The sequence below is a fragment of the Gammaproteobacteria bacterium genome, from assembly GCA_035546635.1.
GTDB lineage: Bacteria > Pseudomonadota > Gammaproteobacteria > JAURND01 > JAURND01 > DASZWJ01.
In genome coordinates this window covers 21,304-41,411 of sequence record DASZWJ010000034.1, presented here as the reverse complement: position 1 = coordinate 41,411, position 20,108 = coordinate 21,304, and the positions used below count along the sequence as shown (strand labels likewise).

General features: G+C 41.2%; 18 protein-coding genes. 11 read left to right on the top strand and 7 right to left on the bottom strand.

The features are described from left to right. Positions 1-21 precede the first annotated feature (21 nt). Positions 22-411 (top strand): hypothetical protein, encoded by a 390-nt coding sequence (locus tag VHE99_09565; GenBank protein HVV69259.1) that lies wholly within the window; start codon positions 22-24, stop codon positions 409-411. A gap of 89 nt (positions 412-500) precedes the next feature. On the opposite strand, the gene VHE99_09560 is transcribed toward VHE99_09565, so the two are convergent. Continuing rightward, a complete protein-coding gene (locus VHE99_09560; GenBank protein ID HVV69258.1) occupies positions 501-1,364 on the bottom strand; it encodes a hypothetical protein in 864 nt (287 codons plus the stop codon). A 204-nt stretch (positions 1,365-1,568) separates the two neighbouring features. On the opposite strand from VHE99_09560, the gene VHE99_09555 reads away from it, so the two are divergent. Continuing rightward, a complete protein-coding gene (locus VHE99_09555; protein ID HVV69257.1) occupies positions 1,569-2,231 on the top strand; it encodes a class I SAM-dependent methyltransferase in 663 nt (220 codons plus the stop codon). A gap of 28 nt (positions 2,232-2,259) precedes the next feature. On the opposite strand, the gene VHE99_09550 is transcribed toward VHE99_09555, so the two are convergent. From VHE99_09550 to VHE99_09535, 4 genes are all read right to left on the bottom strand, one after another. Continuing rightward, positions 2,260-3,471 carry a multidrug effflux MFS transporter gene (locus VHE99_09550; GenBank protein HVV69256.1) on the bottom strand — a complete coding sequence of 404 codons (1,212 nt, stop codon included), beginning with the start codon at positions 3,469-3,471 and terminating at the stop codon, positions 2,260-2,262. A 145-nt stretch (positions 3,472-3,616) separates the two neighbouring features. Beyond that, the gene (locus VHE99_09545) at positions 3,617-3,913 is read right to left on the bottom strand and encodes a metalloregulator ArsR/SmtB family transcription factor (protein HVV69255.1); all 297 of its coding nucleotides are present in this window, start codon (positions 3,911-3,913) and stop codon (positions 3,617-3,619) included. Positions 3,914-3,958: 45 nt separating this feature from the next. Continuing rightward, the gene (locus VHE99_09540) at positions 3,959-5,296 is read right to left on the bottom strand and encodes an Nramp family divalent metal transporter (GenBank protein HVV69254.1); all 1,338 of its coding nucleotides are present in this window, start codon (positions 5,294-5,296) and stop codon (positions 3,959-3,961) included. 2 nt (positions 5,297-5,298) lie between these two features. Beyond that, complete coding sequence (locus VHE99_09535; protein ID HVV69253.1) at positions 5,299-6,462, bottom strand: oxalate decarboxylase family bicupin; 1,164 nt, start codon at positions 6,460-6,462, stop codon at positions 5,299-5,301. A 210-nt stretch (positions 6,463-6,672) separates the two neighbouring features. On the opposite strand from VHE99_09535, the gene VHE99_09530 reads away from it, so the two are divergent. Continuing rightward, the gene (locus VHE99_09530) at positions 6,673-7,326 is read left to right on the top strand and encodes a glutathione S-transferase family protein (protein ID HVV69252.1); all 654 of its coding nucleotides are present in this window, start codon (positions 6,673-6,675) and stop codon (positions 7,324-7,326) included. Here the strand turns inward: VHE99_09530 and VHE99_09525 are convergent. Continuing rightward, complete coding sequence (locus VHE99_09525) at positions 7,323-8,195, bottom strand: LysR substrate-binding domain-containing protein (protein ID HVV69251.1); 873 nt, start codon at positions 8,193-8,195, stop codon at positions 7,323-7,325. The two genes, VHE99_09530 and VHE99_09525, sit on opposite strands and share 4 nt — an antisense overlap. Positions 8,196-8,327: 132 nt before the next feature. Between VHE99_09525 and VHE99_09520 the strand changes: the two genes are divergently transcribed. Beyond that, entirely contained in the window at positions 8,328-9,662 is a 1,335-nt protein-coding gene (locus VHE99_09520) for an MFS transporter (GenBank protein HVV69250.1), read from the top strand. A 232-nt stretch (positions 9,663-9,894) separates the two neighbouring features. Here the strand turns inward: VHE99_09520 and VHE99_09515 are convergent, their stop codons facing one another. Beyond that, positions 9,895-12,882, bottom strand: coding sequence for a tetratricopeptide repeat protein (locus VHE99_09515; protein ID HVV69249.1), 2,988 nt, complete (start codon positions 12,880-12,882; stop codon positions 9,895-9,897). A gap of 542 nt (positions 12,883-13,424) precedes the next feature. On the opposite strand from VHE99_09515, the gene VHE99_09510 reads away from it, so the two are divergent. Genes VHE99_09510 through VHE99_09480 form a run of 7 tightly spaced genes read left to right on the top strand, consistent with a single transcriptional unit; the run spans position 13,425 to position 20,090 of the window. Further along, on the top strand, positions 13,425-14,099 hold the full coding sequence (locus VHE99_09510) for a DNA repair protein (GenBank protein HVV69248.1): 675 nt from the start codon (positions 13,425-13,427) through the stop codon (positions 14,097-14,099). A gap of 24 nt (positions 14,100-14,123) precedes the next feature. Next, positions 14,124-14,465 (top strand): hydrogenase maturation nickel metallochaperone HypA, encoded by a 342-nt coding sequence (hypA, locus tag VHE99_09505; GenBank protein HVV69247.1) that lies wholly within the window; start codon positions 14,124-14,126, stop codon positions 14,463-14,465. Next, positions 14,465-15,223, top strand: coding sequence for a hydrogenase nickel incorporation protein HypB (gene hypB / locus VHE99_09500; GenBank protein HVV69246.1), 759 nt, complete (start codon positions 14,465-14,467; stop codon positions 15,221-15,223). Before hypA ends, hypB begins: the two co-directional genes overlap by 1 nt. Then, on the top strand, positions 15,195-17,435 hold the full coding sequence (gene hypF, locus VHE99_09495) for a carbamoyltransferase HypF (GenBank protein ID HVV69245.1): 2,241 nt from the start codon (positions 15,195-15,197) through the stop codon (positions 17,433-17,435). Before hypB ends, hypF begins: the two co-directional genes overlap by 29 nt. Beyond that, positions 17,426-17,647 (top strand): HypC/HybG/HupF family hydrogenase formation chaperone, encoded by a 222-nt coding sequence (locus VHE99_09490; GenBank protein HVV69244.1) that lies wholly within the window; start codon positions 17,426-17,428, stop codon positions 17,645-17,647. The genes hypF and VHE99_09490 overlap by 10 nt, the downstream gene beginning before the upstream one ends. Next, complete coding sequence (hypD, locus tag VHE99_09485; GenBank protein ID HVV69243.1) at positions 17,647-18,771, top strand: hydrogenase formation protein HypD; 1,125 nt, start codon at positions 17,647-17,649, stop codon at positions 18,769-18,771. The genes VHE99_09490 and hypD overlap by 1 nt, the downstream gene beginning before the upstream one ends. After that, a complete protein-coding gene (locus tag VHE99_09480; GenBank protein ID HVV69242.1) occupies positions 18,768-20,090 on the top strand; it encodes an acetyl-CoA hydrolase/transferase C-terminal domain-containing protein in 1,323 nt (440 codons plus the stop codon). Before hypD ends, VHE99_09480 begins: the two co-directional genes overlap by 4 nt. Positions 20,091-20,108: the final 18 nt, after the last annotated feature.

The window sequence follows — 20,108 nt, the reverse complement described above, 5'->3', positions numbered from 1 at the left end:
AACAAAAAAGGAAGAGAAGCCATGTCAGATGAAAAAGCCACCCCCATACACCCAATAAAAATCGTTACGATTGTTACAGGAGTGGTTTCCTTACTGCTGGCTTTCGGCGCCATTGGGGCAGCTGATACCCACCAACCCTACCGCATTCAAATGGGATTAGGCTTGGGTGCATTGGGTGGTAGCTTACTTACATTCATAGGCGCCATTATATCAGGGTGTATTTCTGATGAGGGCCCCAATGATTTTCATCCAGACCAAAATCGAGTTATACAGAATACGCCAACAGACGATAAAATGACCGTCGATAAGCCAGAAGAACTGACTACTCAAGAACCTGATGACGACTCCGTTGAATATATAACTTCAAGCCAATACACGCCATTAAACCCTGGAAGCTGGGGAGTAAACTAAACTGAAAAATTACGGACAAAATGATGGAACTACTCCTTCTCCCAACGCGGAAGAAGGAGCTCAAGATAATTTTAGCTACCCTTTATGGCTCACCTTCCTCTTCCTAAGCCAATCCCTATAAAATTCGGCGGCAGTTGTCCCGGCGCAAGCTCATGACCATACTTTTGCATTATTTCACCCACTTTTCCTAATGCACCAAAGCCAGCTGCTGCTATACAAGCGCCAAAACTAAGCTTATTTAACGAATCTTGAGGCGTAGGCACTAGAATAGTTGGACCCGAATAATCAGATTCACCCGCCTGTAACGTGATGTTGGTGCAATACTTCTCATAAATATTATGACCACCTGCATCTTTTGCCACCCACCCCCCACTGTAATTTGAGTTGAAATAAGCTAAACCCCAAGCTACACCTAGCGAAGTAAGACAACCTAGCACTTGAGAACAATTTTTGTTTTCTATAGCTTCAATCAAGTTAATCGCTGTTTGGAATGACACCAAGGCTGTCAGAGAATATATTCCTGCTCCTTGAATAACAATTCTGAAACCAGTTGCAGTTTCAAAATCTTCTTGATCCATGTCTTTATATGGATTATCACAGGTTCCTTGTTGACTATCAGAGATAGCTTTCTGTTTACCTTCATCATAACCTTGCTTATAGATTTTTTTCTGATCCTGAACTACCTCCATGATTTCTGCTGCTGCACCAGCAACACCAAAAAAATTAAATCCATTTTTACTCCATTTTGTGAGTCCATGACCTAAATTATTAATAAATGTTTGCCGAGCTGGGGGTATTGGAGGTTGAGGTTGAGGTTGGGGTTGAGGTTGGGGTTGAGATTGGTCAGGTGTAGGTTCAGGTTGAGAGGAATCTGAAATCACTACTTCAAGTGGTGGGTCAGTATTTATACTCGAATTTTGTTCCTCTAATAAAGGCTTTCTTGCATCTTCCACTATACAATTCTCCGCTAATTTTATTATAAAGGCTTACTCTAAGCATACTCATCAACTGCCATTGTCATGGATTTCCAAAATCTAACGTTCGTAACTTAGCATATTTCAGCTGCAAGCACTAGGACCCCACTCTCCAGAAAGCATGAAGCTTCTTTACACCATATACTCTATAATCCACTAACAAACCATCCCATGGGATTTTTTATGTCAAACCTAACCATCAATTTAACCCCACAACTTTATAGTTACCTACAATCTACTTCCCTACGTGAACCTGAGATATTAAAACAATTGCGTGAAGAAACAGCTGCGCTGCCACAAGGCCGCATGCAGATATCACCCGAACAAGGACAATTCATGCGTTTATTGGTGGAAATATTAAATGCCCGCAAAACTGTGGAGATAGGTGTGTTTACTGGCTATAGTGCTTTATGCACTGCTCTATCCCTACCTCCAGAAGGCAAATTAATCGCTTGTGATGTAAACAAAGAATGGACAGATATCGCACAACGTTATTGGCAAAAAGCAGGTATTGCTCAAAAAATCAAGCTCAAATTAAAACCCGCTTTAGATACATTAGCGGAACTCATACACCAAGGCGAAGCCAATAGTTTTGATTTTATCTTCATCGATGCCGACAAGCAGAACTACAAAAATTATTACGAATTCGCATTACAATTATTACGCCCCGGCGGTCTGGTCGCTGTTGATAATGTTTTATGGAGCGGCAAAGTTGCCGATCCTACGATTCAAGATGCCTCAACCATCAGTATCAGAGAATTCAATGGCCATTTATTGCAAGACCCTAGAATCACCCTCAGTTTACTACCGCTGGGTGATGGCTTAAGCCTGGCACGCAAGCGCTAAAACTCGACCCAAAACCTCAAGCCATCTGCTACTTCCTACTCTGAATCAACGAAAACCACACCACGCCCATTACTAACATTGCCAACACAAGGCCCACCGGCAATTTAACCGTTGGCACCCCTGGTGTAACCGCCAGTAAAAAAGTACCTACCATCACCATCCCCACATTGATGAAATTCATCATCGCTGATGCATTGGCTTTATCTTCAGAAGTGGAGGTAGCAATACTCGCGCCATTTCCTACAATTAAACAATTACCAAACATCAAAATAAAACCACAGCCAATTAACACGGGGATATTAACCAGCCCCAAATAAAACAACACACAGAACAGCACCGCAGCCGAAATATCAATCATAAAACCCGCCAACATCAAGATTCTGACAGAGAATCGAGATGCCAATTGCGCTGAAACAATCGAGCCCAATGCGGTACCGACAAAAGGAATTAACCCAATCAAGCCATAAAATTGCGGGGTTAAATGCAAATCATTAATCGCAATAAAAGGTGAACTCGCCACATAGAGGTAAACACACATCCCCGATAAGGCAAAAAATAAAGTCGTAGAAATCAACAACTTATTTTTTAATGCAATGCCATAATTTTTCAGAATTTGCTTGGCATGCGTGGCATCCTTTTTCAATTCTTGCGCGGTTTCTTTAAGCCATGCTGCTGGAAGAATTAAAGCTAACCCATAAATTAACAGAAAATAAAAACAACTGATCCAATGAAAATAACTGGTAAGAAAACCGCCGATAAAAGTTGCAATACCTGGCACAATAGCAAAAGCCAACATCAGATAAGCGACAATGCGACGCGCCTGCTCAGGATAATAGTGATCGCTGATAATCGTAAAAGACACAATTAATCCGGCGCTTGATCCCAGCGCCTCTAACAAACGCCCCAATATTAAAGCGCCAAATGAATGCAGCGGTTCTGAAGCAATGCTGATAAGTGACCCTATTGTCGCTATCACAATACCGATAAAAAACGCAGGCTTCCTCCCAAAACGATTCGCCAACGGCCCATAAATTAATTGACCAATGGCATAACCTAATAAAAATAAAGTGATAGTCAGCTGACTATGCCCACCGGAAATATGAAAATACGCAGCGATTTCTGGCAAAGCTGGCGCAAAAATTATCGCACCCATGGAGGCAAAAGAACTCATGATAATTAGGATAAGGATATGCGGTTCTTTTTGGTTTAAACGATGTTGTGAAGAAATAGATGTGTTCATAAGATTAGTTTCCAAATTTCCTCCCCCTTTAAAAAGGGGAGTTCGAAGAGATTTTAACATGCATGTTTTTGATTTTCGCGCCAACAACTAAATTCACAATAAGTTCGTATATCGCAAAATTCCGATATTTGCGATTAAAAAATTTTTACAACTCTTTAAGCGCTTTAGTCAAAGCTTGAATCGCTTTCTCATTACGCTTACAAAACGTCCACTGCCCTTTGCGCTCCATAGTAATAAGTCCCGCCTGCTGCAACAGCGCTAAATATTGTGAAACCGTAGATTGCGACAGGCCAATTTTTTGTTCAATCAACCCCACACAAACTCCCTCTGCCTCTACATCACACACAGGCGATGAAAAATGCTTGCCCGGGTCTTTAAGCCACCGCAAGATTTTCAAACGCTTTTCATTGGAAAGTGCTTTCAGGATAGGAGTGATATTCATCATAAAATCATTATATCGTATTTTTTCGATATGTCAATTTCCTCTTTAACCCATCATCTCAATAATCAAAACTACATTAGCCAAAATGATAATAATAGCCCCCAGCCAACCTAACCACCGCATCCACCGACTATTAACCAACAACCCCATCCGCCTTTTATCTGAAGTCAACCGCAGTAGCGACACCATCGCCAAAGGCAACTGTAAACTTAAAAATACTTGAGAACCCACCAGCAGCTGCATCGTCGAGCGCTCACCAAAATAAATCAGAACAAATAAAGCAGGAACCAATGCCAACATACGTGTCACCAACCGCCGTAACCAAGGCTTCATGCGCATACGAATGAAACCGCACATCACCACCTGCCCCGCCAAAGTCCCAGTGATCGTCGCACTCTGTCCAGCCGCCAACAGCATAATCGCAAATACCAGTGCCGCCATACCCGTACCCAACAACGGCACCAATAAACGATGCGCATCACTTAACTCAGTGACATGCAAATGTCCCGCCTGATGAAAAACACTGGCCGCCAACACCACCAACGCTGCATTCAACAACATCGCCACACTAAGCGAAATCAACGTATTAAACTTCGCTATAGAACCGGCCTTTACTTTGCTAATACCCGCATAACGCTGTAACACCAAATTCGAATGCAAATAAAGATTATGCGGCATCACCGTCGCACCAATTACACCCAAGGATAAATACAGCAGTTGTGAATCAAACACCAAGCGGCCGCTCGGCAAAAATCCGCGCAAAACCTCAGCAATAGCCGGTTGCGCCAGCGCCAATTCATAAACAAAACCACAGGCAATAATAAAGAGAAAAGAAATGATAATCCGTTCCAGCAACCTCGAGCCACGTCTATCTAGCATCAAAAGCAAAAACACATCCAAACTCGTCAGCACGACCCCCAAAATAATGGGAATGGCAAATAACAATTTCAGCGCAATGGCAGAACCAATCACTTCAGCAAGATCCGTAGCAACAATCGTGAGTTCTGCTGCAATCCAAGCCGGCCACACTAAACGCGGCCATTGCTCCCGCGAAGACTCAGCTAAATCCTTGCCCGTTGCAATACCAAGCCTTGCACTCATTATTTGCAAAAGCATAGCCAAGAGGCTAGATATGAATACCACTGACAATAAGGCATAACCTGCATAGGAGCCTCCGGCAATATCCGTTGCCCAATTCCCTGGATCAATATAACCTACCGCCACCAGAACCCCCGGCCCAGCCAAAACCAGTCCCCGCCACCCAACTGCTTTTATAGGAGAGCCCGCGTATGGCGGCGTTGCTACGGATAATGTTGGCGAAATAGCCTCTGATTTACCGGCATCAGCCACACGCGCCGTTAATTTTGCAGTCACCTCATCCATAATTAATCAGGCACTATCGGTGTATCACGTTTGGGTATTTTCGCCAACACTGATTCTGAAATATGCAAATGTGCCCGCACCAATTCATGCGGCGTCAGCGCCAGCCATTGTGCCAACGAAATATCTTCAAAATGATCGCTGCGAAATAACTCTAAAAATCTCAAAGTGGTGCTGCCGGTATTTTCCACATAATGCGGCATAAAACACGGCACATAACCAATGTCACCGGCTTGATAATCATAAGTAGACGCATTGGACTCGGCATTAAATACCGTCATCCGCGCTTGGCCTGAAAGGTAGTACTGCAACTCATCCCCATTCGGATGCCAATGTAACTCACGCATACCACCGGGTTCGATTTCAACTAAGGCTGCAGCAATGGTTTTTGACGCGGCAAATACTTTAGAGTCGACAATACGAAGATTGCCGCTTTTAGTACGCACCGGTTCCTGGCTTAACATGCGGTGGCTAAACCATTGCGGCACGGGACCTGCGCCGGCTAAACGGTCTGCAGTTAATGGACCGGGTATCCGTGATGGAAAAATATATAATTCTTTCTGTGGGAGATTCGCAAACGCACGCGTAGAAACGCCAAAATTCTTCGCTAATACTTCTTTTGGCATATGAGAAATGACTTCAGATAGCAAAAATGTTTTGTTTTCATCAAAACTACCATCATCAAACACCAGCAAAAATTCACAACCATCTTCCTCAAGTCCTTGAATGGAATGCGGAATCCCTGCGGGGAAAAACCATAAATCCCCCTCCATCACATCATCAGCAAACGTACGATAAGCAGAATCCACCGCCGTAATCCGTGCCCGCCCTTTCACCATATACGCCCATTCCGACTCCTTATGCCAATGTAATTCACGAATGGCGCCAGCTTCCAGCCGCATATTGACAGCAGCGAGTTCTTTGGCAATCGATAATTCACGCACCGTCACCTGACGCGCCCAACCGCCCTCCTCCAGACGCATGTGGCTGTCAGTGAATGACCATTTTAAATTAGGCATGGTGCCGGCATCGGTCATTGGCGGGCTGAGTCGATCGGGACTGCCCGCTTCCAGCGCCGGATTGCGCGGACCGAGAATGGAAGCCTTGAGTTTGTTGCGAGCCGGACGGTGCACACGCACAGTCCTTTTAGGTTCCTGTCTGCGTTTCATAAAAACCTCCCTTTAAACAATATCCTTGCTGGTATTGTTAGTATAGAAGGCTTTTAGGGGTTTGCAGGAACTTTGAAACGGGAACAGCCTCTTTGATTCTGCTGAACTACCCAGCCTCTTTTGAAAAAGGGGGTGACTTTGCTAAACTAGAATCTGTCTTCACACCAGAACATTCACTTCCCCCTTAAACTTTACCTCGAGCAACTCATCATGCACAACCTCCAACTCGCGATCGCTAACAAAAGTTATTCCTCCTGGTCACTACGCGCCTGGTTGACCCTAACTCACTTTAATATTCCTTTCGAAGAAAAACTGATCCTTTTAGATCAAAATGAAACTACACAACAGATTAAGAAAATCTCCCCTTCCGGTTTCGTCCCGGCATTAAAAATTAATAATCAATTTACCGTTTGGGATTCCATGGCCATCTGTGAATTTTTAGCAGAAACTTTCCCTGAAAAAGCGCTATGGCCTAAAGACGCCCAAAAACGTGCCTGGGCACGTTCTATTTGCCAAGAAATGCACTCAGGTTTTCACACTTTACGAGAAAATCTGCCCATGAAGTGCCATCTGGTTTTAAAAGAATTCGATTATTCTAGCGCTGACCAAGATATCAAACGCATTGTCTCGCTTTGGCAAGAATGTTTAGAAACACACCAACAACAAGGACCCTATTTATTCGGCGCATTTTCTATTGCCGATTGCATGTATGCACCTGTCATTCTGCGATTCCGCAGTTATGCAATACCACTTGCAGGGATGACCCGCCAATATTATGCAACTATGCTGGAAAACCCCGCCTTACAACAATGGCTACAAGATGCCGCAAAAGAACCCTGGCGCCTTGAGAGCCACGGAGATTAATTGATGGCATCTTCTAAGAAAAAGTCTATAAATTTTCTTACCTTGGCCTGGACATAACGGTACTTAGGATAGTAATAATAAACACTGGCGCCAGTTGCCTGATATTCCGCAAGTACCTCAATCAATTCCCCCTGCGCTAATATTTTTTCCAGCAAATAAAGTGGTAATTGCACCAAGCCTAAGCCTTCTTTAGCACATTCAATCATGGCGCTAACGCTGTTCAATAATAAATAAGGTTGCAAAATAATTTTGTAGCCGGCGTTTAATTTTAAGGGTTGTGCTGATCGCACCTTATGCTCAATATAATGATGCCGACTTAAATCTTCTAGTGTGTGGGGCATACCATTTTCAGCAAAGTACTGCTTAGATGCGCATAAAACATAGCGCGTCGATGCCATTCTTCTTTGTATAATTTCAGCTGGCGCAGTTAAGGAAAACCCTACCGCCAAGTCGACTTGCTCGCGATTAAAATCTGGCATTCTCTCATGGGTATCAATCACCAGTTTTATTTTAGGATAAGTCTCAAGGAAAGATTTTATTTTGGGGTAAATCAACTGCCTAGCAAAAAAGTCAAATACAACGACATGTAGATCACCTTCTGGCTCCTCATTAAATTGTCGACAAATAGCACGTGTATCTTCTAATTCTTTTTTAAGCCGTAAACACTGAGATAATAGTAACCTTCCCTGCTCAGTTAAATGCAGACGTTGCCCTTGGCGAGCAAATAAATCGACTTGGTAGTCTGATTCTAAACGCTTAATTTGTTTGCTTAGAGAGGCTTTGGTGATACCTAAAGCGTCAGCTGCAGCAGTTAGGCTGGTTGCTTGGGCTACATAAATAAATAGTTCAAAGCGATGTAAATCGGACATAGGTGTTAACCTAAACGAAACAATTGTTGATAATTATACTATATATGTCCAAAAAAGAAGCACATATAATGCACCAAGAAAAATATCACCACTCCTATCAAGAAAGAAGCAAATTAGACAAATGAGGAAAAAATGCCCTTACTAGCCCTATGCTTAGGTTTTTTCATGGTGATTATTGATGTCACTATCGTCAATGTCTCCTTACCCATCATGCAAAGCAGCCTGGGTGGCAATGTTTCCTGGCTGCAATGGGTAGTCGACGGTTACACCTTAACCTTCGCCTGCTTACTATTATCAGCAGGTAGCCTGGCAGATCGACTCGGCGCAAAAAAAGCTTTTCAATGCGGTTTACTATTATTTGTATTAACCTCAATAGGCTGCGCACTTGCCAATGCTTTCTGGTCATTAACTGCTTTCCGTTTGCTGCAAGGCATCGCTGGCGCATTTCTCGTGCCTACATCGTTGGCATTAATCAACGGGTTATATCCTGATAAAAAAGCCAGAGCCAAAGCCATTGGCATTTGGGGAAGCATGGGCGGCATTGCCGCTGCTTCAGGACCGATTTTAGGTGGGATTCTCACAGCGAGTTTTGGTTGGCGGGCAGTTTTTTGGGTGAATGTACCGATTGGATTGCTGGCGATTCTTTTGACGGCAAAATATATTGTCCATCCCCCACATAATCCAAGCCCAATTCAGACAAAATTTGATTTCAAAGGTCAAATCACCGGCATCATTAGCATCGCTGCTTTATCTTTCAGTTTAATCGAAACTGGAAACTTGGGTTGGTCATCCAGTATCGTACTAATTGGATTTTTAATCTTTTTTATCACGTTTAACGCTTTTTTATGGATTGAATACCACACAAAATTTCCTATGCTGCCTTTGGGTTTGTTTAAATCAACTGAGTTTTCCATTGCTATCGTGATAGGCATGATTATCAATTTTGGTTTATACGGAGAACTTTTTACTTTGCCATTGTATTTTCATCAAATGAAAACCTATTCGGTATTACAAATAGGGCTGGCAATACTGCCTCTAACTGGAATTGTAACCGTAGCATCATATGTATCTGGAAAAGTTATCAGCACCGAAGGCAGCAAGCTTCCTATGCTCATTGGGTTAATCATCGGTGCGCTTGGTTTTGCTGCTTTGCTGATAACAGATAAAAATACCGCTTATTATTGGCTAATATTACCTTTAGCCGCCATCGGCTTTGGCACAGCTTTCACCATGCCGGCAGCTACCATCACCGCCATTCAAGTTGCACCAGAAAATCGTGCTGGCATTGCCTCAGGTACGTTTAATGCCAGTCGACAATTAGGTAGCCTATTGGGTGTTGCTTTATTTGGAACTATCATCGCCAGTTCAACACATTTTATGACTGGGATGCATATTACACTGATTATCGGCAGTGCTTTATATTTTATGGGAAGCCTATTGGCGGCTTGTCTTAAGATAGCTGTTTAAACATTACCCTTTCATGAAATTTAAGGTTTTAAGTCAATAGAAATATTACTGTATTGTTCGTTATTAGCATTATTTGTTAATTTGAGCATGAATCCTCAAATTTATATTTCACCTAATTTTTATCATAAGCAGATACTACATCATATGCAACATCTGCTACACCGAGTTAAAAATCCTATGCCAAACATTAAAACACGCAAAAAATTCCATACACCCAATATAACCAGTTATGTTAACCTTCTAACATGGTTTTATAAAGCAAATTAGTAATATCCTTAAGCGGTTTGCTTTCAGATTGATCTTTTATAACGATTTTTTCTTTAATTTGGGATTCTTCTTGCATAGGAGTCTTAGCCCATCGCCCTACTTGTCCCACTTTTATAAGATTAGATGCCTGAAGTTGTTGACCAGCCTTTAACTCTTTAAGAAAAATAGTTACCAAGCTAGTATGCACTTGTATATTTAAATCCTTACCTTTAGTAACCAAAATTTTCTTAAGACGCTCTAATCTAGAAATCAAGTCATTCGATGAGTCTTTTATATGAAACGAATACACCCCCTTCTTTTCAGTATCCTTTATTATTTCATTTTCTATATCCTCTAAAAAATCTTTTACCTTATCTTCAAATTGGCTTCGCACCTCTGGGTTTTTGCATTTTAAAGCCGCAATCAATAATTTTTCACCGCCACAAATATCTCTTTCAACAACCAATCCTCCTAAATGATAGAAGGCAAGATTCAGCATAGATTCAGGATCTCCTTGCTTAGCAGCTAAGGAGTAAAAATAAAAAGCTTCCTCAAAATTTTCATTCACATAAAGACCTTGTTCATAATAAGCTGCGAGTTTTTTCTGAGCCTCAAGAACACCTTGATACGCTGCCAACCTAAGCAAATTAATGGCCGCTTTAGGATTGGCTTTTACACCAATTCCATCTTCATAACAACGCGCCATATGAAATAAAGCTAAAAACGATTCCGAAGATACTGATTCCGTAAGAGAAGAATAGATGGAAAAAGCCATTTTGGGGTTTTTCGAAACTCCTTTACCTTGCTCAAAAGCTTGTGCCATCGCAATAGAAAAAACAACAGATTCGGTAGTCTCTTCACCACTAGAAGAAGTCGACACATGCTTCATTTCACGAGGTAAATCGTCGCTGCTAACAGATTCGATAACCTCTTCATCGCCAGAAGAAGTCGCCACTTGATTCATTTCACGAGGTGAATCATTGCTGCTAACAGATTCGATAGCCTCTTCATCGCTAGAAGTAGTCGTCACCTGCTTCATTTCACGAGGTGAACCATCGCTGCTAGCAGATTCAACAACCTCTTCATCACTAGAAGAACTCACCACCTGCTTCATTTCACGAGGTGAATCATCGCTGCTATCGGAAGCACAAGTCATTTTAGATTGTTTATAGGCTTTTAACCTAGCTTCATATTGAATCCTCCAATCTTCGGCCGCTTCTGCAATAGTCGTGAATTTATTAATACGAATACGAATTATCCCCATTGTTTCGACCCCATGTTCCTTATAGCAACTTAACAAATGTTGATCGCGTCTTTTATCCTTTACTTTATCGTGGAAAATATCACCATCTATATCAGCAATATAACCAACATTTTCGTCCAGCACATCAACCTGACCATCCACATAAAACATATCACATAGAAATTGGTCTTTAATTTTTTGATTTTTTTTGAACCAATACTGCGTTTTCACATACTCAATAAGATTATATTCAAAAGAATTTTCATCGACGACAGGACGTCGTTTTTTTATCAAAATAGCCATTTCTTCAGAAATGGGCTGTTTACAGTGACGGATATATTGTGCAACTTGGTTAACATAACTGTGATATTGTTCTAGTCGAGATTTTGGTTTCTGAGCCTGTTCTTTAAGGGCTGATTTAAAAAACTCGGTTAACTCATTGGTCAAAGTCGGTTCTAATACTTGTGAAATAAGCGCTCCATACAAGGCATTGGCTATGCCATCAAAATGTAGCCACCTTGCTGAACGTGGATTATTTATTTTACTCAGTAAGTCTTTGACCAAAGATTTAAGCCTTTCGCTACTGTTCTGGCCTTGTGCTTGTACAATATGTCCACTTGAAATTAATATCTTGGAAATCACCACCGCAGTAGTTTTTTTATGAGTAGCAAAAATTCCTAAAATAGCCTCTAATGATAACATATTCAGGTCAGACCTATATGAACCAACCCTTTTTATATCTCGACAAATGTGCGATAAAGAATTAACAGTCCTCAATAAAACATGCACATTTACAGCAGAAGCGCTTGAACTTTTAGGTTTAATTTCTGAACTTTTTAAGGAATCTCGGCAATAGCGATCGACGCAAGCTAAATTTAACTTATCAACATTGTTAATACGTTTAATTTCTATTAATTTCCGCAAGCCATCTAAAGCTACATCAATCATAGAAAGATTAGCAGATGAAACAATTCTTTCTAACAAAAAATTGATACTTTCTATCGATACGCGACGATTTAATAATCCACATTGCGCTAACTCGGTTATTCCATTAAAGTAATTCGCTGCCTGTTCTGCTGTGACCTCTTGCTTCTTAAATAAACTATCAACTCGATCTACTGGCACTGCATCAAAATACCCAAATTCAGCAAATTTTCCCATCCAAGAAATTGAGCTCGATAAACCGCTTTGCGATATTAATTGATGTTTTCTTAAGCTCTCTAGTAAAGAGAATACGCTATTTGCATTTGCTAAATCTGAACTTTGAAATTGATCTGTTTTCAATATGTCATGCAGATAATTGAGAATAGTTGCAACAGAATCTCCTAGTGTCCTATCAAACGGCTTTAAGCTCTTGCTAGGGATTCTTTTTAACAGATCATCCGCTTGTTGTATAAAAGAAAAAACCAGTGGATAAACTTTTGTTGCGCGACCCGTGGGCATTGCAAATAAAATATCCTTATATTTATTCATCAAATAACCAATAAATCTTCCTACACACGCCGGATCATAGTGTTTATTCCAAGCCCAATAGTTGGTTAGCATTTCGCGCAAGGTGGTATTGAGAATTTCTAACCTTGTAATGAGAGAGGTTGACTGAGTATCAACTTTAGTACAATATTTTGTCGGATTTTGTAAGCCTGTTTCTATATCTGTTTCAGCAACAAGTATTTTCCCTTTCCATGCATATTTTTTATCTTTCCGTTCTGGTCTATTGCTTTCAGTGCTCATATACTTTCTCCCAGTATTATTATAATTGCGTGGGAGTATATGGCTGCTATCTTAAGCGAATATTAGAAGCTCAATGCTTCACAAAAAACAAATCCTACACGAGTTAGATTTTTATAAAAAAATTTATAAGCTTAGCTTAAGATTAAGAATTAACACGGCATGAATCCTTAAGAGGTAAGAAGTTAAAATGATGTTTGAGGATGTTCACGGGATTATTCAATATTCTTGATTATGCTCATTCACAGGGACGCCTTGGCGCAGTATTTTGTATTGTACCCAGCTCCTCCTGTTCTGCCATACTCATTAAAACAGTTTTTTGGGGTTGCTGCCAACATCCAAACATGAAACCTACCTCCAACCAGATTACGAATTTTTTTCATATTGTGTTTTCCTAAATGAATCCCTTATACTTCAGTACTACTTGAAATGGATAGACAAATACCATAAATAGATGAAACTAAAAAAACCCTAATATAACGGGTCTATCTAAACTGAAGATGATAGGACACAAATTGACTTCCTTAAGGCTATATGGACTCACAATGGAAATTTCTTATTCCTTTTTAATATTAACCGCTTTTGGTTTAGGCATTCGTCACGGTTTTGATCTAGACCATTTAGCCACCATAGATTCAATCACTAAAAATATGGATAATCAGCCCTATCTAGCTAAAGCCGTTGGATTTTTATTTTCTCTCGGTCATGGGTTAATTATCATTCTACTGAGTTCAATTATTGGTCTTGGTCTGTTTAAAAATAATTTTCCACACTGGCTAGAGGGATTTGGCGATCTAGTTTCTATCTTCTTTTTATTTACTTTTGGAATTAGCAATTTATATATTACCTTTAAGCAATCAAAGACTCGCCCCATTTATCTTAAAGGAATTTTTGCCAAATATTTATTGACAAAGACAACTCAACCCTTATTGATCGTGCTAATTGGCGCTTTATTTGCCTTATCATTTGATACATTTACCCAGGTATCATTATTTTCTTTAGAAGCTGCCGCAATGCACAGTTGGTTGTTTTCAGGGATTCTAGGTTTTATATTCATGTTTGGCATGATGGTATCCGATGGCATCAATGGATTTTTGGTGGGGGTATTACTTACCAATATACACAAGAAATCCTATATCATTTCCAAAGGATTGGGTATAGGTATTGCATTTTTCAGTTTAGTAATCTGTACAATGAATTTGATAAAATTAATTGCCTAGGCTTACAAAGAGGTTGATAGTGTCATGCATGAATTATCGCTTTGCAAAAACATGGTAGCCATTATTTTAAATCATGCCGAGCAACTCGCCGGAAAGTCTATAAAAATAATTCATATCGAGATCGGCGAATTAATCGCAGTAGAATCTGCTACATTTTTGTTTAATTTTAATGTTATAAAAAAAGCTACCATTTTAGAAAAATCCCAACTGAATATGATTACCATCTTGGGACAAGCTTTTTGCGAGACATGTCAACAAGTCATCAGGATATCATCTTACTATCAACCTTGTACCCTTTGTGGTAATTTTTCCTTGAAAATTATTGCTGGACAAGAATTGCGTGTTAAATCAATGGAGGTAGAATAATGTGCGGAATTTGCGGGTGCAGCAGCAACGAATTGCACCATGATACAAATCATTCTCATAATCATCACCATGAACTAAACCAAGTATTAATCGAACAAGACATCTTAGCTGCCAATAACGCCCTGGCTGTAAGCAATAGAAATTATCTACAACAGCAGAATATTTTAACCTTCAATGTCATGTCCAGCCCCGGTGCTGGAAAAACCACTTTATTAACCAAAACCATTGCCGATCTAAAAAATACCTTGCCTTTTTATGTCATCGTTGGCGATCAGCAAACCGATCATGATGCTAAGCGCTTTACCGAATTAAATATCCCTGCAAGACAGATTAATACCGGCAAAAGCTGCCACTTGGACGCCCATAGCATTCACCATGCACTCGATGAGTTTAATTTGCCATCCTCTTCAATTTTATTTATCGAAAATGTCGGTAATTTGGTTTGCCCTGCGCTATTTGACTTGGGAGAAGCCTATAAAATCATTATTCTTTCAGTGACTGAAGGCACAGACAAACCGCTTAAATATCCCTATATGTTCCATCATGCCGATGCAGTGATCCTATCTAAAATCGATTTATTACCTTATGTGGATTTTGACCTAAAGCAATGCTGTGAATTTATTAAGCAAATTAATCCCAAAACCCAAATTATCAGCGTATCGACTAAAACTGAGGAAAACCTGGTTAACTGGTATCAATGGTTAAAAGAGACATGGGATACACAAGAACATGCTGCAAAGAATACAAATACAAATTAGCGGCCAAGTACAAGGCGTTGGCTTTCGCCCATACATTTATCAAATTGCCCAGCAGTTAAAATTATCAGGATGGGTTCGCAATGATGCCCAAGGTATTACCCTACAAGCGCAAGGACACTTAGCTTCAAAATTACCTGAAACTTTATTAGCCAATTTGCCAACATTAGCTAAAATCCATTCTATTAAAACCTGCACTATACCTTTAATACCCTATGAAAGCGACTTTGCAATTATTAGCAGTGAGAAAGGGCAAACCAATACCATTATTCCGCCGGATGCGGCTATCTGCGCTGATTGTTTGTCGGAATTGTTTGATCGAAAAAGTCGTTTTTACCATTATCCTTTCTTAAATTGCAGCCACTGCGGTCCACGGCTAACCATTGCAGAAAACCTTCCCTATGATCGCCATGATACTGCCATGAAGTCATTTGCACTTTGCGCTCCCTGCCAACAAGACTATCATAATCCCGAAAATCGTCGTTATCATGCTGAACCCATTGCTTGCCCTGCTTGTGGTCCGCAATTTTCTAACTCCATCGAAAATATTGCCTCCAGGATCAAGCAAGGAGAAATCATCGCCATCAAAGGAATAGGCGGTTATCAACTCATACTAGATGCGCACAATGAAAAGACCATTGCCCGTTTGCGCGCAAGAAAACAACGAAAAGCAAAACCTTTAGCATTGATGATGCTGAATGTGAGTTCAATTCAATTGTTTGCAGAATATAATTCTACCGAGGAAAAATTACTAACAAGCCCCATGCGGCCAATCGTCTTATTGCGGAAAAAAGTAAATAGCCTAGGCGCGCCATCATTATCTAACCTTATCGCCCCAGACTTAGCACATATCGGCGTCATGTTACCGTATACCGCATTCCACTATCTTCTTTTCCATGCCTTGAGTGCCGCCGCAACCCATTCAACTACTTGGCTAGAAGAAGCAAATGCAATCGCATTGATTGTCACCAGCGCCAATACCTCAGGCAATCCACTCATCATTGAAGATATACAAGCCACGCAAGAATTAACCGCAATCGCTGATGATATCGTCGCTTATAATCGCCCTATCGTGACACGAGCCGATGATTCCGTGCTAAAAATCATAAACCAAACGCCCTTCTTTATTCGTCGTGCGCGCGGATTTGTACCTACGAGTATTCCATTAGCTTGCGCCATACCTTCTACTCTGGCGGTGGGTGCTTATCTTAAAAATACTATATGTATCACGCGGAATGATGAAGCCTTCTTATCGCAGCATATTGGCGATTTAAACAATAAATCCACCATCCAATTTTTCCATGAGACTATTCATCACTTACTTAAATTTTTAAATGTGCGGCCAGAATGCATTGGCCATGATTCACATCCCGATTTATATTCCAGCCGCTTTGCTGAACAGTACGGCCTACCGACTTTGAAAATACTGCATCATCACGCGCATTTGGCCGCTACCGCTGCCGAACATCATATCCAAGAACCCGTCTTAGGATTAGCTTTGGACGGTCACGGCTATGGTATACTTGGCGAAAATTGGGGAGGAGAACTGATGTTGTTAAAGCATACCCAGTGCCAACACTTAGCCGGCTTCAAACCCTTACCGCTACCTGGCGGGGAACAAGCCGCTAAACAACCTTGGCGCATGGGAGTAAGCGCTCTTTACAGCCTAGGATTTGATTCCCAAACAATCAGCCAATCTATCCAACACGCTGATGTGCCTTTGCTAATCCAGCTATTAAAAAACTCAACCAATATACCTCTAACCAGTAGTTGTGGACGCTTGTTTGATGCAGCTTGCGCCTTGCTAGGCGTACATCTTACCTCGCAGTACGAGGGGCAAGCAGCAATGAAACTGGAGAGTCTGGTTACAAAGCCGCAAGTCTTGCCCCAGGGCTGGCTGATTGAAGGTCGCATGTTGAACCTCTTACCCCTGCTTAAACAACTTATCACTTTAGACGCAATGACGGGTGCTAACTTATTTCATGGTACACTGATTGCAGCTTTGCATGATTGGGTGGTGACTTGGTCAAAGAGAACACACATGAATACCGTTTTATTGAGTGGGGGTTGTTTTCTAAATAAAATTCTCACCGAAGGCTTGGTGCAATTACTGACCGCCTCCCACATCAAAGTATTATTTTCTAAAAAAGCGCCGCCGAATGATGCCGGCATTTCCTTAGGTCAAGCATGGATAGCAGGATTATCATGTGTTTAGCACTTCCCGCAAAAATAACCAAAATCTTACCCCAGCAAAGAGCCATCGTGAATTTAGGGGGCATTGAAAGAGAAATTTCAGTTATTTTACTCGATCAGGTCGCTGAAGGAGATTATGTGATTATTCACGTAGGTTTCGCTCTAACGCGCCTTAATGAAATAGAAGCGCAAAAAACCTTAGCCTTATTTGCCGAAATAGGGGTAAACACCTGATGCGTTATATCGATGAGTTTCGCAGTGAACAGTTAGCGCAAGTTTTATCGCAAAAAATTAATCTACTAGCCAATCCAGAACGGCGCTATCAATTCATGGAATTCTGCGGCGGCCATACCCACACCATCCACCGCTACGGCATCCCAGATTTATTGCCCGCTAATGTCGAATTGATTCACGGTCCAGGCTGTCCCGTTTGTGTATTACCCATCACGAGAATCGACCAAGTCATCGCTTTAGCCAAATTGCCGCAGACGATTCTTTGTAGCTATGGGGATATGCTGCGCGTGCCAGGCTCTTCACAAGTGAGTCTATTGAAAGCCAAAGCCGATGGTGCGGATGTCCGCATGGTCTATTCTGTCGATGATGCTTTAAACATTGCTCGACAAAATCCCAAACACAATGTGATTTTTTTTGCTATTGGGTTTGAAACCACTACACCGCCGACCGCTATCGCCATTGTGCAAGCTTTTGCTGAGCAGCTAACTAACTTCAGTGTCTTATGCAATCATGTATTAACCCCAGTGGCCATGACTGCGCTTTTAGCGATTCCAAAAACCGAACAGCCAATTGATTTAGACGGGTTGATCGGTCCAGCACATGTCAGCATTATCATTGGCAGCCAGGCTTATGCGGATATTAGCCGGCAGTATAAAAAGCCCATCGTGATTTCTGGATTTGAACCCCTGGATGTTTTGCAATCGATTTTAATGTTAATTCAGCAAATCAACACCGGTAAGCATGAAATTGAAAACCAATATACACGCGCAGTGAATGCACAAGGCAATTTGTTATCGCAATCCGTTATGCAAGAAGTCTTTGAATTACGAAGTAGCTTCGAATGGCGGGGTTTAGGTAAAATTCCACATAGTGCATTACAAATAAAACAAAAATATGCTGATTTTGATGCTGAAAAACGCTTCGCTCTACCTACCCAAGTAACTGCCAAGGAACATAAAGGTTGCGAGTGCGCTGCCGTATTACGTGGCATCAAAAAACCCACTCAGTGCAAATTATTTGTTAAAGTCTGCACACCGGAAAATCCACTGGGATCGTGTATGGTTTCTGCAGAAGGCGCCTGCGCTGCCGTCTATGCCTATGGAATCAAGGAGAGAATCAGATGAGCTATACCGCTGAATATCAGGCAAAACTGCTGAACCCCGATCAAGCCGTACAATTGCTACCTAAACGCGGCAATTTGTCTATGGGTATGGCAGTCAGTGAGCCACCTGAACTACTTAAAGCCCTTGAAAGAAGATTGAAATCTACTGGCAGCGACGCTGTTGAACAACTCAATGTTTATTATATGCACTCCGAACAGGCCTCGCGAGAAACTATTTTTAAATACGAATACATGGATAGAATTCGCCCCCATTCTTTTTTTATCGGTGCAACAGAAAGAGCATTATTAGCAAAAGGCAAACTAGAAAACAAAAAAACCGTCTATTATGTCCCTGGGAATTTCAGTTCTGTGCCAAATATTTTAGCAGAAATAGGCATAGAAGCTTTTATCCTCATGGTCTCACCCATGGATAAATCAGGATTATTCAGTTGCGGCACCAATAACGATTACACCTTATTGACCGCGCGCAGTGCCAAAACCTTGATTGTCGAAGTCAATCCGCATATGCCAAGGGTTTATGGTGATTCTTGTCTACACATTTCAGAAATTGATGCCATTGTCGAAAGCGCTAATCCCTTGCCAGAAACTTACGCCAAACCCATCACGGAATTAGATCAGAAAATCAGTCAGCTCATCATTACTTTAATACCAGATCGCGCCACCCTACAAGTGGGGATTGGCGGTGTGCCCAATGCAGTATGTCAGGCTTTACATCACCATCGTGGCCTGGGATTACATACTGAATTAATCAGTAACGGATTGATTGATTTATTACAAAGCGGTGCCATTACCAATAAGTACAAAAATATTAATCAGTATAAAAATGTTTATACATTTGCTCGCGGTGATAAATACGTCTACGACTTTTTAAATCATAATGCCAGTATGGAAATCTACCCGGTCAATTATGTGAATAATCCCTTAGTCATCAGTCAAAATGATAATGTCATTTCCATCAATGGTTTTCTAGAAATTGATTTTGCTGGCCAAGTCAATGCTGAAAGCATTGGCAAAAGGCAATACAGTGCGCCTGGCGGTCAACTGGATTTTATTCGTGGCGCGCAGTTATCAAAAAATGGCAAATCCATATTAGCTGCTTATTCTACTGCGCAAAATGCTAGTATTTCACGTATTGTACCTTATTTAGAGGGTCCAACTACCGACCCCAGAGCTGATATTCAGTATGTGGTTACCGAATATGGCATCGCCAATTTACGCGGCAAATCTGTGACCGAAAGAACGCTCGCATTAATTGAAATCGCTCATCCAACATTTAGAACTGCGCTCATGGAACAAGCGAAAAATTTGGGGTTTATTTAACCGATACAGGAATAACAA

Coding starts and splice junctions, on each gene's coding strand:
- VHE99_09565 (HVV69259.1), top strand. CDS start 22: ATGTCAGATGAAAAAGCCACCCCCATACACCCAATAAAAATCGTTACG.
- VHE99_09555 (HVV69257.1), top strand. CDS start 1,569: ATGTCAAACCTAACCATCAATTTAACCCCACAACTTTATAGTTACCTA.
- VHE99_09550 (HVV69256.1), bottom strand. CDS start 3,471: ATGAACACATCTATTTCTTCACAACATCGTTTAAACCAAAAAGAACCG.
- VHE99_09545 (HVV69255.1), bottom strand. CDS start 3,913: ATGAATATCACTCCTATCCTGAAAGCACTTTCCAATGAAAAGCGTTTG.
- VHE99_09540 (HVV69254.1), bottom strand. CDS start 5,296: ATGGATGAGGTGACTGCAAAATTAACGGCGCGTGTGGCTGATGCCGGT.
- VHE99_09535 (HVV69253.1), bottom strand. CDS start 6,462: ATGAAACGCAGACAGGAACCTAAAAGGACTGTGCGTGTGCACCGTCCG.
- VHE99_09530 (HVV69252.1), top strand. CDS start 6,673: ATGCACAACCTCCAACTCGCGATCGCTAACAAAAGTTATTCCTCCTGG.
- VHE99_09525 (HVV69251.1), bottom strand. CDS start 8,195: ATGTCCGATTTACATCGCTTTGAACTATTTATTTATGTAGCCCAAGCA.
- VHE99_09520 (HVV69250.1), top strand. CDS start 8,328: ATGCCCTTACTAGCCCTATGCTTAGGTTTTTTCATGGTGATTATTGAT.
- VHE99_09515 (HVV69249.1), bottom strand. CDS start 12,882: ATGAGCACTGAAAGCAATAGACCAGAACGGAAAGATAAAAAATATGCA.
- VHE99_09510 (HVV69248.1), top strand. CDS start 13,425: ATGGAAATTTCTTATTCCTTTTTAATATTAACCGCTTTTGGTTTAGGC.
- hypA (HVV69247.1), top strand. CDS start 14,124: ATGCATGAATTATCGCTTTGCAAAAACATGGTAGCCATTATTTTAAAT.
- hypB (HVV69246.1), top strand. CDS start 14,465: ATGTGCGGAATTTGCGGGTGCAGCAGCAACGAATTGCACCATGATACA.
- hypF (HVV69245.1), top strand. CDS start 15,195: ATGCTGCAAAGAATACAAATACAAATTAGCGGCCAAGTACAAGGCGTT.
- VHE99_09490 (HVV69244.1), top strand. CDS start 17,426: ATGTGTTTAGCACTTCCCGCAAAAATAACCAAAATCTTACCCCAGCAA.
- hypD (HVV69243.1), top strand. CDS start 17,647: ATGCGTTATATCGATGAGTTTCGCAGTGAACAGTTAGCGCAAGTTTTA.
- VHE99_09480 (HVV69242.1), top strand. CDS start 18,768: ATGAGCTATACCGCTGAATATCAGGCAAAACTGCTGAACCCCGATCAA.